The following is a 12,536-nucleotide window of genomic DNA, read 5'->3' as shown; positions in this document are numbered from 1 at the left end:
ATTCTTTCGGAGCGGCGGGGAAAGCGGAACATCCAGTCCCGGTTCACTTCCAGTACAAAAAAGTCCCACCCATCCTGGATCGGCGCGACGGATGGTATCCTCCATCCCGGATCTGTTTCGCGATCGCTTGTTTATATCGGCTAATGTTCAAGGATGATCCTCTCCGTCAGGCAGGATGCTGTTGATTTCTTTCTTTGGTGTCATCATTCCTGTGTAAATCCCGTTTTGCCTGCTTTTACGTAAATGGTAGGATAGAAAAAGATTTTACAAGGGGAGGAGAGGCTGTTTTTGACGATTCGTGTGGGACTGATCGGATATGGCTTGGCGGGCTCGGTGTTTCATGCGCCCTTGATCGAGGCGACGCCAGGGCTGGAGCTGGTCGGCGTGGTGACGAGTAAAAGGGCCCAAGTGGAAGCGGAGCTGCCGGGGGTCCGGGTGGTGGAGGAAAACGAGCTGTTGGAAAGTGCGAATATCGACTTGATGGTGGTGGCCACCCCGAATCGGCTTCATTATGAACAGGCGAGGCGGGCGCTTTTGGCTGGTAAACACGTGGTGGTGGACAAGCCCTTCACCCTCCGCTCCGCGGAAGCGGAAAAATTGATCCGTATGGCGAAAAGGGAGAAACGGATGCTCAGTGTGTTTCACAACCGGCGTTGGGATCATGATTTTCTAACCTTGAAGCAATGTATGGAAGAAGGCCGGCTCGGGCCGGTCCACACTTACCGAGCCCGGTTTGATCGTTACCGACCTGCGGTGAAAGAGAGGTGGAAGGAACAGGACGCTGCGGGCGGTGGAACGTTATACGATCTCGGTTCCCATCTGATCGACCAGGCGCTCACCCTGTTTGGTGAACCGGATACAGTGTGGGCTGAGGTGCGTTCTCAGCGTGACGGAGCGGCGGCTCCCGATTGGTTTCACATGGTGTTGGGGTATGACAAAGGGGTGCGGGTGATCCTCGACTCGGGTTCAGTGGTGGCTGAACCGGGTCCCCGGTTTGAAGTTCACGGAACCCATGGCAGCTTCATTACGTATGGGGCGGATCGTCAGGAGGAGGCGTTAAAAGCGGGGTTGCGGCCTGGGGATTCCGGTTGGGGAGAAAACCGGACGGAGGAGCGTGCCTGGCTGACAAAGTTTGAGAGCGATCAGCTGCAGAGGGAACAGATTCCCAGCCTGCGGGGACAGTACGAAGTGTTTTATCAGGGGATCCGGGATGCGATTCTCGCAAAGGCTCGCCCGCCGGTGGCGCCACAGGAAGCTGCCCGGGCGATCCGGGTGATCGAGCGTGCCCTGGACAGCAGCCGGGAAAAACGGATGGTTCCCTTTAAGTAGGGTGCCAATAGATTTCCGAAGCCGGCAACGGTACCCACAGGACACAAGTCTCGCCAGGTCACTCCGTTCCCGGTCTCGCTATGCACCCATTGGGCACAAGTCTCGCCAGGTCACTCCGTTCCTGGTCTCGCTATGCTGTCCTGGGGGAGGGGTGGATGATTCTGCCGATCATCCTGCTTCAGGCGCCAGTCTATCGGTTTGCGGTAGATCGCTTTTTCTGGTAAGAAAACTTTCCTATCGAACCGTGAACGGCGAACATTTAAGGGATAATCCATGTGCTTAGCCGCATCAAGCAAAAAAGCGGGAGGCATTAGAAAAAACCATCTTTGCAAATGAGTTTGCGCCATTGTATCATAACTTTGGATGAAGCGAGTCCGGCGGGTTTATGAGGGACCGCGGGCTCCTTTTTGATAAAGGGGAAAAAGATGAAATCACAACCAATCTACAGAGAAACGACCGCATATACGGTATTGCTGTACCGGAAAAGCCGGGGGTTGCGTTTGGCCGAGATGGGTCTGTTTTTAGCGGGGCTGCTGGCGGTGCTACCCTTTTTAGAGATCCGGTCCGCTCCATTTATCGGGTTTCTCCTGCTGTGGGGGGCCGCGGTGATGGCCGGGGTGCCCGCTCTGTTCCGAGCGCTGCGTCGGCCGTCATATACCCTGTTTCAGGATCGGCTGGTGTTTGAAACCGGCGGAAAGAGGGAAGAGGTTCCTCTCTCCCAGGTGGAGCGATCCTTTGACTTTCCCTACATTTACCGCATCAAAGGGAAGAAGCGGCCGCTGTTGGTCAGTGACGAATTTCTTGATGCTCTCAATGTTCAGTTGGAGCTGAATAAGCGCGGGTTGAATGCCGATGGAAGATAAGCCCCGATTTTATCGCGATACCAGAGCGGTCATCGATCTGGACGCCATCCGACACAATGTGTCAGAGTTCCGCCATCGTCTGCCGGAATCCTGCCGGCTGATGGCGACGGTGAAAGCCAATGCCTACGGACACGGTTCGGTCCAAGTGGCCCGGGCCGCGCTGGCGGCGGGGGCTACCCATCTGGCTGTCGCTTTTTTGGACGAGGCGCTGGAACTTCGAAAAGCGGGGCTCCAGGCCCCGATCCTGACCCTGGGATATACTCCTGCCCGGGGGATCCGGGCGGCACTGGAACAAGATATTGCCCTTACCGTCTTTGACCGGGAGAGCGCGGAAACGGTGATCCAGGAAGCGAAACGAGCCGGCGGCAAGGCCCGGGTCCATGTGAAGGTGGATACGGGGATGGGGCGGCTGGGCATCTGGGAGGATCAGGTGCTTCCATTGGTCCAGGAGTGGGTCCGGGAACCCCATTTGGAAGTGGAGGGTTTGTTTACCCATTTTGCTACTGCCGATAATGGGGACAAGGAGTACGCGGTTCAACAGCATAACAGGCTCCTTCGCGTGATCGATCAGCTGGCGGAAGCGGGGATTCACATCCCACTCATCCATTGCGCCAACAGCGCGGCGGCTATCGATATGCCAGACTGGTGTCACGGTATGATCCGACTGGGGATCAGTATGTATGGATATTATCCGTCGGAAGAGGTGAACCAAGAAGCGGTTCGCCTTCAGCCGGCACTCACCTTGAAAACACGGATTGTCCAGCTGAAGCGTCCGCCCGCCGGCACGGGGATCAGTTACGGGAAAACAGCCGTCACCGACGGCCAGCAGTGGATCGCTACCCTGCCGGTTGGGTATGCCGACGGGTATAGCCGCCTGTTGTCCAACCGGGGGGTTGCCCTGGTTCAGGGGAAACGAGTTCCTATCATCGGACGGATCTGTATGGATCAGACCATGTTGGATGTGACCTCAGCGATGCCGGTAAAGGTGGGGGAGGAGGTGGTCCTCTACGGATCCCAGGGTTCCGGTACGGTTCATGTGGATGAAGTAGCTGACCTTCTGGACACCATTTCCTACGAGGTCACCTGTATGATCGACCGCCGAGTCCCCCGGATCTATGTGAGCAACGGTCAAGTGGTGGACATCGTGAATCCCCTGGAGGCTGTTTGACTTCATAAAAGAAGAATCCCCCGGGGAAGGAATTTTAGTGTGCGGGGCGAATAAATTTAATATTGTCCCTCGCGGTGTTTACGGGGATGTTTCCCTAAGGGGTAAGGCCTCAAAAGTATATTTTTGCAACTGGTTTATCATAATGGTAGTATTGAAAAGGGAAAATCGCCCACGGTGATGATTTGTTGGGGGTGCGTACGTTGTCAGAGACAAAGAGAATCATGATCAGCCTACCTCAGCAATTGCTTCAGGAAGTAGACGGGATGGTGGAACAGGAAAACTCCAACCGCAGCGAGTTTGTGCGTCAGGCGATGAAGATGTATCTCTATGAACGGAAAAAACGGCTGATTCGCGAAATGATGCAGCGGGGCTATATGGAGATGGCCAAGATTAATCTCAACATTGCTTCGGAAGCGTTTGAGGCGGAAGAAGAGGCAGACGATACGACCATTCGTCTGGTTAGCGGGGTGTAATTCATTTGATTGTAAAGCGTGGCGATGTCTATTTTGCCGATCTCTCACCAGTGGTCGGATCTGAACAAGGTGGGGTTCGACCTGTTCTGGTTATTCAAAATAACATCGGAAACCGGTTCAGCCCCACTGTGATCGTCGCCGCGATTACTGCCCAGATTGAGAAGGCGAAATTGCCTACTCATGTGGAAATTGATGCTCAAAACTATGGGTTTGACCGGGATTCGGTCATTCTGTTAGAACAGATTAGAACCATAGATAAACAGCGCCTGACCGATAAAATCACCCAACTGGATGATGAGATGATGTTCCGGGTGAATGAGGCGTTAAATATCAGTTTGGGATTGATCGACTTCTGATCCGTTCCCAACGAGGTGCCTTAAAATGGCACCTCTTTTTTTGCGTAGCAGGGCTTTCCTCATCGAAGAGTTGGGATGGATGTTGTATAATTGAACGGAACTGGACGGGACCCGGTGTTTCCCCGGTAACCGGTTGAGGGGGCCTCGTGCCAATTCCCCAGTGTTCCCAGTGGACGAAGGGAGAACTGTGTGCGGTGTACCGGGGCCGCCGCCACTGATTTGGGGTGACAAGATGAAAGAAGAAATGATGGAGCAATACCGAGAGTTGCTCACCTCCTACCTCAAAGATCGGCGGGAGGACCAGTTGTATGCGGCTCAGCAGATGAGCAAGTGGATGATGGAACAGAAGATTCCACCGGAAGAGATGGTCAGTTTACATGCAGAGGCCGTCAAACGGCAAATGCCGGATCTTCCGGAAGAAGTTCATCTCTCCTTTGACCTTCTCATCGAGATGATGATCGGCTATGGCATTGCTTTGCGGGAGCATGACAGCCTCATCAATAAACAGAAAGAATTGGATTATGAGATCGAAGTGGCTGTCGGAATGCAGCAGACCCTGTTGCCGGACGCGCCTCCCCAATTGCCCCAGTTGGATATCGGTGTCATCAGCGTTCCGGCTAACCGGATGAGCGGCGATTACTACAACTTTGTCAATCACGGCGATTCGTCGATCGGAGTCGCCCTATCGGACATTATCGGCAAAGGGATCCCTGCCGCGCTTTGTATGTCGATGATCAAATACGCTATGGATCAACTGGACAACCCTTCTGGTCCATCAGAAATCCTGCGCCGCCTGAATAACGTAGTGGAACGAAATGTGGATCCGAGCATGTTCATCACCATGGTGTATGGGGTATATGACTCCAGCCGCCACACCTTTCGGTATGCGGCGGCTGGTCACGAGCCGGGGATTTTTTATCATGCGAAAAAAGGCAGCTTCAAAGATATGACCACCCGCGGCCTGGTCCTGGGTGTGACGAAAGATACCCGCTACCGGGAATATTCTCTTTCCCTGGAGCCGGGAGACGCCATTATTCTCTTTTCCGACGGAGTGACGGAAGCTCGGATCGACGGTGATTTTTTGGGGCGGGACCGATTGAAGGAACTGCTCCGCGCCCATCTGGATCAACCGGCACAACAGGCAGTGGAAGCCATCTATCAAAATTTGTATGAACGGGCGAAATACAATCTGAAAGATGACCAAACCATTCTGATGATCCGGAGAAAAAATGATCGGGATCTTATCGTTTGAAAAGCTTCGTACCTGGGTAAAGTCTGAATGTGGAGGTTGAGACCATGAATGTAACGATTCAGGAAGAAACACGGTCGGAACAGGTGTCCGCCCTGGTTGTCTCCGGAGAGGTGGATGCCTATACGGCGCCTCAACTTCGGGAGAAGTTGATGCCTTTATGCAAGGAAAACCGTGAGATCTATTTGGACTTATCCCGTGTCGATTATATGGACAGTACCGGTTTAGGCGTCCTGATCGGTGCGTATAAACAGCTTCGTTCGGGGGGCGGGCGGTTAGTCCTCACAGGCATGAGCCCTCGTCTGAAACGGCTGATGAAAATTACCGGACTCACCGAAATCCTGGATATCGAAGACGGAGTGTAGGAGGAGCGGATTGGAATGGATCAAACCAAGGATGTCATCAAGTTGGTCATACCTGCCAAAGCGCAGTATGTCGGTGTGGTCCGTCTCACCGTTTCCGGGATTGCCAATCGTCTCGGCTTCAATTACGATGAAATTGAGGATATGAAGCTGGCTGTAGCGGAAGCATGTACCAATGCGGTGGATCACGCTTACAGGGAGTGCGAGGATAAGGGAAACATCGACGTCACCTTTCACATCTTTGGGGATCGGCTGGAGATCAAGATCAAAGACGAAGGAAACAGCTTCGATATCGCCGCAGTGAAGAAGCGTTGCGGTCCCATCGAAAATCAATTGCCGTTTACCTCCATGAGGGAAAGGGGGTTGGGTCTCCACCTGATGGAAACCCTGATGGACCGTGTGGATATTCATGGTGGGCAAGGTGTCGTCGTCACCCTTACCAAGTTTACAAACAGGGACGAGGTGGATCAGGATGTCGACTCGCCCGCAAAAACAGAATCGAACCGATGACGAAATACAGGAATTGATCTTCCGTTACCAACAAGATGGGAACGAAGAAGTCCAAGCCATCCTGATCGAAACGTTCACCCCCTTGGTGGAAACATTGGCGTCCAAGTTTGCCAAGGGTGCGGAACCCTTTGAGGATTTGGTGCAAGTGGGAATGATCGGCCTGTTGGCAGCCTTGAGACGTTATGATGATTCTTACGGCCGAAGTTTTGAAAGCTTTGCCGTGCCGACCATCGTCGGCGAAATCAAGCGTCATATCCGGGATAAGACCTGGAGTGTCCATGTGCCGCGACGGATTAAGGAGCTGGGTCCCCGGATCAAGAAGGCGGTGGAAGAGCTGACGGTCCAACTGCAGCGTTCCCCGCAAGTGGACGAGATTGCCGAATACCTGGACGTTTCGCCGGAGGAAGTGCTGGAGACGATGGAGATGGGACAGAGTTACAATGCCGTTTCTGTCGACAGTCCCATCGAGGCCAGTACAGACGGGAGCCAGGTCACCCTGTTGGATCTGATCGGCCGACAGGAGGGCGGTTATGAACAGGTGGACCAGCATATGCTTTTGCAAAAGGCATTCCAAGTGCTCACCGAACGGGAGCAAGAGATCATCCGGATGACGTTTTTTGAAAATGTCAGTCAGAAGACAGCGGGTGAAACCCTAGGTATTTCTCAGATGCATGTCTCCCGCTTGCAGCGCCGAGCGCTTCGCAAGTTGCGGGAAGCGATACAGATGGAACCCTCGGAAATCATATAAGTTCGTCGATGCCTCCGTTGGTGACTCACCTGCGGTTTTTTTATACAAAGGGAGCCGGGAGATTGCCATCCCCGGCTTAATTTTTATGTTTAGGCGTCGGGCAGGATGCGGTGGCCGCCGGTGTAGATATTAAACTGTTCTCCCCGGGCAAAACCGACCAGGGTGATGCCAAACTCCCGGGCCACATCACAAGCCAGGCTGGATGGAGCGGAGACGGCTGTTACCATCGGCACACCGGCTACAGCCGCCTTCTGCATGATCTCAAAGCTGCTGCGGCCGCTCACCATCAGGATGGACTGGGAGAGCGGGATTTTGCGGGATAAAAAGGCGTGGCCCAACAGCTTATCGACGGCGTTGTGGCGGCCGACATCTTCGCGCAGAGCCAAAAGGTTCCCCGCCGAGTCGAACCAGCCGGCGGCGTGGAGACCGCCAGTTTTTTCAAATATCATCTGCTCTTGGCGGAGGCGATCCCCCAGCTGGTGGATCACCGATGCCCCGATCTGGAACGTCCCGCTCACCGGCTGCACCCCTTTGACGTGAATCGCCTCCAGAGAGGCTTTGCCGCAGACACCGCAGCTGGAGCTGGTGTAGAAATTCCGCTGCAACTGCTTCTGATCGAGGGTGACTCCGGGGCGGAGATTGACATTGACGATGTTGTATTGCTGATCGCCATCCACTTTGGGGTCCCGGCAATAGGTGATGGTGTGGATGTCTTCCGCCGAAGAAAGGATTCCTTCTGTAAACAGAAAGCCAGCGGCCAACTCAAAGTCATCTCCAGGTGTGCGCATGGTGACGGCGACCGGAACCGGATCGGGCAGGTGAGGAAACACCAATCGAATCTCCAGGGGCTCTTCCACCGCCAGGGAATCGCGGATGCGACGGGCGCTGTCACCCTTCACCTGCTGAACCGGCCGCTTACTGGCTCGGGACCGGGTGGTACCGTACATTGAAGCTCCTCCCTTATAAATCAATTGTCAATTTTCAATCGATAAGGCGCCGGGGGAATCATATCCCCCGGGTCGATCCGGTGTTGCTCTTTACTTGAACGCCCTTTTAGTTTTTCCACCAGGTATCAAAGGGAGAGACCGGTGTGGTTCGTTTGTGGCGGCTTTGGAGGAACTTTCTTTCCAGTCGGGCCGCAGCATCGGATTCGATATTTTTTCCTTCCAGGTAATCATCGATCTGATCATAAGTGAGCTGGAGTTCCGTTTCATCGGAACGGCCAGGCTGATCATCCAACAGATCGGCGGTGGGGGTCTTCTCATAAAGAAGAGGGTCGGCTCCCAGATGTTGGAGCAGTTGTTTTCCCTGTCGCTTGTTGAGGCCGGACAAGGGAGTCAAGTCACAGGCTCCGTCTCCGTATTTGGTGAAAAAGCCGGTCACCCCTTCTGCGGCGTGGTCCGTCCCCACCACCAACAGGTTGCGGGCGCCGGCCACTTCGTACTGGGCGATCATCCGCATGCGGGCTTTGGCATTCCCTTTGACAAAGTCCGGCAGTTGGTTTCCGGTGGCCTGTTGATAAGCGGCCACCGATTCGTCCACGGCTTTTTGGATGTTATAGGTGACTGTCTCATCCGGCTGAATAAATTGTAAGGCTCGTTGGGCATCGGTTTCGTCCTGTTGCACTCCATAGGGAAGGCGCATGGCGATAAAGCGGACCTCGGCTCCGGTCTTCTCCCGCAGCGCTTCCACGGCCAGTTGGGAAAGCCGGCCTGCCAGGGTGGAATCTTGGCCGCCGGAGATCCCCAGAACCAATCCGTCGGTGCCCGTCGCTTGAAGATAATCCTGAATAAAGGCAACCCGCCGCTTTACTTCCTGTTCCGGATCGATATGCGGTTGGGCATGAAGCGTGTCTATGATATGCCGTTGCAGGGAATTCATCGGAAGGATTCCTCCTTTTCTTGAAGGTTTTTTCCGCCGCTGATCGATCGTCTTCTATCGAAGCTTGTTAGAAGAGCTGTGAAAAGCAGTCGGCGACATTTACCCGAACACTGCACCCATAGGGCACGTCTCACCTGCTTCCTACAGAGATATGGGGACTGTTCGCCCGAATCATCTTAGGGGCAAAGCCGTCTTGGTGAGTCAATTCTTTGAATGTGAGTGCCCCTAAACCGTCCTTGCATGCTGATTCTCCGCTGGGTAGGAAGCATCCTTTATTTCAGGGCGTCAGCCCATCGGTTCGTGCTGTCCGTGGATGCAAAGTCGCTCTTTCGGGTAAACGCTTCCTCTCGTATCGGCCCTGCCTCAATCACAACGTTTCTAGGTCCAATCATGATTGTAGGGTTTTAGTTGGTCTCCCGGGAACGGAAGAAGACAGAAAGTGTGCCCGGTCCGGCGTGGGCGCCGATCGCACAGCCGATGATGTGGACAAAAAAGTCTTCGCAGCCGTAGGCTTCCTGGATCGCCGACTTCAACATATCTGCCCCTTCAGGGTCGTCGCCGTGGCAAATCCCGATTCTCTGGGATTTCAAATCATCTCCGCGTTTGCCCATCTCCTCGATAATGCGTCGGATCGCTTTTTTACGTCCCCGGATCTTGTCAAAAGGAACCAACTTCCCCTCTCTGATATGCAGCAAGGGTTTCACATTGAGCAGATCGCCGACCAGGGCGGCGGTCCGGCTGAGCCGTCCGCCGCGGAAGAGGTGCTCCAAATTGTCCACCGTAAAGATGTGGGCCATATGGGCGGCGTAATCCCGTGTCAAGGAGAGGATCTCCTCTTTACTCTTTCCTTCCTGGGCCCATTGGGCGGCCTTAAGTACAACCATGCCGAATCCGACTGAGGCGCAGCGGGTGTCCAGGAGATCCAAGTCCAATTGGGGGTGGCTCTCCTTCACCTGATCCCGGGCCATCACCGCGGTCTGGAAGGTGCCTGACAGCTTCGAGGAGAAGGCCAGGTAGATGCAGGACTCGCCGTTTTCAGCATAACGGGTGAACGTTTCCACAAAGGTGCCCAAAGAAGGTTGTGCGGTTTGAAAACTTTTTCCCGCGCGCATTGCCTGAAACATTGTTTCCGATTGCAGGGTCACCCCGTCCAAAAATTCTTCCCCATTTTGATAAACCAGCAGTGGAATCACGTCGATGTGATATCGTTTCGTTGCCTCCCGGGGCAAATCGCTGGCGCTATCTGTGATGATTTTGACGCTCACGGGATTTCACATCCTAATATGTAGAGTATCACTTGGAATAAATACCTGTTATTCCTTACTATATCGAAGAACAGTTGTTGACGTAAGGTGTTGCTTGTCAACCAGCCCATGAAGATGGAAAATTGCGCCGGTCCGGGGTTCACGATATCATGGGAGAGCGAAAACCAAACAGGATATGGAGGCCTCTATGCAACCGAAGGAACGATATCATACCATCGCTGATGAGCTGAACCTGTCACCTAAACAGGTGGAAGCGGCTGTCCAACTGATGGAGGAAGGAAACACCATTCCTTTTATTGCCCGCTACCGGAAGGAAAAAACCCGGGAGCTGGATGAAGATCAACTGCGGGCGATCGAGGAGCGAAATCAATATCTGATCCAGCTGGAGGAACGGAAAGAAGAGGTGCTCCGGCTGATCGACGAACAGGGAAAACTGACGGAGGATCTGCAAGGGAAAATCGAAGCTGCCACCCGCTTGCAGACTGTGGAGGACTTGTACCGTCCCTACCGTCCCAAACGGAAAACCCGGGGCTCCAAAGCCCGGGAGCGGGGGCTTACTCCTTTGGCGGAAACGATGCGCCGGGCTCAGAGGGAAACGGAGGTGGAACAAGTTGCTCCTGCCTATGTCGACGCGGAACGGGGAGTGGAGAATGTAGAAGCGGCTCTCCAAGGCGCCATGGACATTTTGGCGGAGGAATTGTCTGACGATGCCGAGATTCGCAAATGGGTGCGGGAGTATCAATGGAAGCACGGCCAGCTGACCACGGAAGCGAAAGACCCGGAGCAGCGGTCCGTCTACGAGATGTATTACGACTATCGGGAGCCGGTCCACAAAATGCCCTCCCACCGGGTGCTGGCCGTGAACCGAGGGGAACGGGAAGGAATATTGAAGGTCCGTATAGAGTCAGAGAATGAACAGCCGATCCTGGAACGGCTGGAGCGGTGGTTTTCCCGACACCCTCACCGTTACTTGCAACAGGCGGCGGCAGATGGATATAAACGTCTGCTGGCCCCTTCCATCGAGCGGGAGATTCGGAGCTTGATGACAGAAAAAGCGGAAGAACAGGCCATCCGCATTTTCTCTGAAAACCTTCGCAATCTGTTGTTACAACCGCCGATTCGCGGTAAAAAGGTGTTGGGCGTCGATCCCGCTTACCGGACGGGTTGCAAGCTGGCAGTGGTGGATGAAACGGGAAAAATGCACCATGTGGGAGTGGTCTATCCGACGCCGCCGCAAAATCGGGTGGAAGAGGCGAAACAAACCATTCGCCGCTTGGTGGAATCGTATCAAATTGACATCATCGCCATCGGGAATGGGACTGCGTCTCGGGAGACAGAAGCGTTTATCGCCGATCTGATCCGGGAACTGCCCCACAAGGTTTATTACGTAATCGTCAACGAAGCAGGTGCCAGTGTCTATTCCGCTTCCAAGCTGGCACGGGATGAATTTCCAGAGCTGGACACTGAAAAGCGGAGTGCTGTCTCCATCGCCCGTCGCCTTCAGGATCCTTTGGCGGAACTGGTGAAGATCGAGCCGAAAGCGGTGGGGGTCGGCCAGTATCAACACGATGTTTCCCAGAAAGAACTGAATCAAAGCCTGACCACCGTGGTTGAATCGGTGGTGAACCACGTAGGCGTCGATGTAAACACCGCTTCCGTCTCCTTGCTTCAATACGTGTCCGGAGTAAATGCCACCGTAGCCAAAAATATCATCAAAAAGCGGGAAGAAGAGGGGCGATACACCGATCGCAGTCAACTAAAAAGCGTTCCCCGACTGGGGGCCAAAACCTATGAACAGTGTATCGGGTTTCTGCGTGTGACCGACGGAGACCATCCCTTGGACAAAACACCGATCCACCCGGAATCGTACCCGGTGGTGGAGGCCTTGCTGCAGGAGCTGAACAGTTCGACGGCGATGATCGGTACCGAAGAGCTGAACCGTCTCCTCCGCGAAATCGACGTAACAACGATGGCCGAGACACTGGGTTGCGGTGTGCCCACTCTGCGGGATATCATCGACTCTCTTCAGCGTCCGGGACGGGATCCCCGGGAGGAGCTGCCAGCCCCGGTCCTTCGCTCCGATGTATTGCAATTGGAGGACCTGCAACGGGGAATGGAATTAAAGGGGACCGTCCGCAATGTTGTCGACTTCGGTGCTTTCGTTGATATCGGTCTGAAAAACGATGGGCTGGTCCACATCTCCAAAATGAGCGACCGCTTTGTCCACCATCCGATGGACGTGGTCCGCGTCGGAGATGTGGTGGATGTTTGGGTACTCGAGGTAGACCATGAGCGGGAGCGGGTGGCTCTCAGCATGGTGCCGGTTTAAAGG

Annotated in this window: 13 protein-coding genes; 10 read left to right on the top strand and 3 right to left on the bottom strand. The window is 54.3% G+C overall.

Going from position 1 to position 12,536, the window contains the following annotated elements; genetic code table 11:
• The first annotated feature begins 288 nt into the window (after positions 1-288).
• From BLP91_RS10080 to sigB, 9 genes are all read left to right on the top strand, one after another.
• Positions 289-1,329: an oxidoreductase gene (locus tag BLP91_RS10080; RefSeq protein WP_091570415.1), complete on the top strand. Its 1,041-nt coding sequence runs from the start codon at positions 289-291 to the stop codon at positions 1,327-1,329.
• A 425-nt stretch (positions 1,330-1,754) separates the two neighbouring features.
• Positions 1,755-2,192, top strand: a complete 438-nt coding sequence (locus tag BLP91_RS10070; protein WP_091570410.1) for a hypothetical protein — start codon at positions 1,755-1,757, stop codon at positions 2,190-2,192.
• Complete coding sequence (gene alr, locus BLP91_RS10065; RefSeq protein ID WP_091570407.1) at positions 2,182-3,360, top strand: alanine racemase; 1,179 nt, start codon at positions 2,182-2,184, stop codon at positions 3,358-3,360. Before BLP91_RS10070 ends, alr begins: the two co-directional genes overlap by 11 nt.
• A 221-nt stretch (positions 3,361-3,581) precedes the next feature.
• Positions 3,582-3,833 (top strand): CopG family ribbon-helix-helix protein, encoded by a 252-nt coding sequence (locus tag BLP91_RS10060; RefSeq protein WP_091570403.1) that lies wholly within the window; start codon positions 3,582-3,584, stop codon positions 3,831-3,833.
• A 5-nt stretch (positions 3,834-3,838) separates the two neighbouring features.
• Complete coding sequence (locus BLP91_RS10055; protein ID WP_091570400.1) at positions 3,839-4,189, top strand: type II toxin-antitoxin system PemK/MazF family toxin; 351 nt, start codon at positions 3,839-3,841, stop codon at positions 4,187-4,189.
• A gap of 232 nt (positions 4,190-4,421) precedes the next feature.
• Complete coding sequence (locus BLP91_RS10050; RefSeq protein ID WP_091570390.1) at positions 4,422-5,441, top strand: PP2C family protein-serine/threonine phosphatase; 1,020 nt, start codon at positions 4,422-4,424, stop codon at positions 5,439-5,441.
• 44 nt (positions 5,442-5,485) lie between these two features.
• Positions 5,486-5,803, top strand: coding sequence for an anti-sigma factor antagonist (locus tag BLP91_RS10045; protein ID WP_091570389.1), 318 nt, complete (start codon positions 5,486-5,488; stop codon positions 5,801-5,803).
• 15 nt (positions 5,804-5,818) lie between these two features.
• Complete coding sequence (rsbW, locus tag BLP91_RS10040) at positions 5,819-6,310, top strand: anti-sigma B factor RsbW (protein ID WP_091570387.1); 492 nt, start codon at positions 5,819-5,821, stop codon at positions 6,308-6,310.
• Positions 6,273-7,058 (top strand): RNA polymerase sigma factor SigB, encoded by a 786-nt coding sequence (sigB, locus tag BLP91_RS10035; protein WP_091570385.1) that lies wholly within the window; start codon positions 6,273-6,275, stop codon positions 7,056-7,058. The genes rsbW and sigB overlap by 38 nt, the downstream gene beginning before the upstream one ends.
• Before the next feature lie 89 nt (positions 7,059-7,147).
• On the opposite strand, the gene fdhD is transcribed toward sigB, so the two are convergent.
• From fdhD to BLP91_RS10020, 3 genes are all read right to left on the bottom strand, one after another.
• On the bottom strand, positions 7,148-8,005 hold the full coding sequence (fdhD, locus tag BLP91_RS10030; protein WP_091570383.1) for a formate dehydrogenase accessory sulfurtransferase FdhD: 858 nt from the start codon (positions 8,003-8,005) through the stop codon (positions 7,148-7,150).
• 106 nt (positions 8,006-8,111) lie between these two features.
• A complete protein-coding gene (nadE, locus tag BLP91_RS10025) occupies positions 8,112-8,939 on the bottom strand; it encodes an ammonia-dependent NAD(+) synthetase (RefSeq protein WP_091570381.1) in 828 nt (275 codons plus the stop codon).
• Between the two features lie 404 nt (positions 8,940-9,343).
• Positions 9,344-10,204, bottom strand: a complete 861-nt coding sequence (locus BLP91_RS10020; RefSeq protein ID WP_091570378.1) for a DegV family protein — start codon at positions 10,202-10,204, stop codon at positions 9,344-9,346.
• A gap of 187 nt (positions 10,205-10,391) precedes the next feature.
• On the opposite strand from BLP91_RS10020, the gene BLP91_RS10015 reads away from it, so the two are divergent.
• The gene (locus BLP91_RS10015; protein WP_091570376.1) at positions 10,392-12,533 is read left to right on the top strand and encodes a Tex family protein; all 2,142 of its coding nucleotides are present in this window, start codon (positions 10,392-10,394) and stop codon (positions 12,531-12,533) included.
• Positions 12,534-12,536 lie beyond the last annotated feature (3 nt).

The organism is Melghirimyces thermohalophilus (assembly GCF_900102685.1).
Lineage (GTDB): Bacteria > Bacillota > Bacilli > Thermoactinomycetales > DSM-45169 > Melghirimyces > Melghirimyces thermohalophilus.
This window is presented reverse-complemented; position numbering and strand designations above follow the sequence as displayed.

What these genes read in the sequence shown, in the direction of transcription:
- BLP91_RS10060 (WP_091570403.1), top strand. Translation starts at nt 3,582, where the DNA reads ATGATCAGCCTACCTCAGCAATTGCTTCAGGAAGTAGACGGGATGGTG.
- fdhD (WP_091570383.1), bottom strand. Translation starts at nt 8,005, where the DNA reads ATGTACGGTACCACCCGGTCCCGAGCCAGTAAGCGGCCGGTTCAGCAG.
- rsbW (WP_091570387.1), top strand. Translation starts at nt 5,819, where the DNA reads ATGGATCAAACCAAGGATGTCATCAAGTTGGTCATACCTGCCAAAGCG.
- BLP91_RS10050 (WP_091570390.1), top strand. Translation starts at nt 4,422, where the DNA reads ATGAAAGAAGAAATGATGGAGCAATACCGAGAGTTGCTCACCTCCTAC.
- BLP91_RS10070 (WP_091570410.1), top strand. Translation starts at nt 1,755, where the DNA reads ATGAAATCACAACCAATCTACAGAGAAACGACCGCATATACGGTATTG.
- BLP91_RS10045 (WP_091570389.1), top strand. Translation starts at nt 5,486, where the DNA reads ATGAATGTAACGATTCAGGAAGAAACACGGTCGGAACAGGTGTCCGCC.
- BLP91_RS10015 (WP_091570376.1), top strand. Translation starts at nt 10,392, where the DNA reads ATGCAACCGAAGGAACGATATCATACCATCGCTGATGAGCTGAACCTG.
- nadE (WP_091570381.1), bottom strand. Translation starts at nt 8,939, where the DNA reads ATGAATTCCCTGCAACGGCATATCATAGACACGCTTCATGCCCAACCG.
- alr (WP_091570407.1), top strand. Translation starts at nt 2,182, where the DNA reads ATGGAAGATAAGCCCCGATTTTATCGCGATACCAGAGCGGTCATCGAT.
- sigB (WP_091570385.1), top strand. Translation starts at nt 6,273, where the DNA reads ATGTCGACTCGCCCGCAAAAACAGAATCGAACCGATGACGAAATACAG.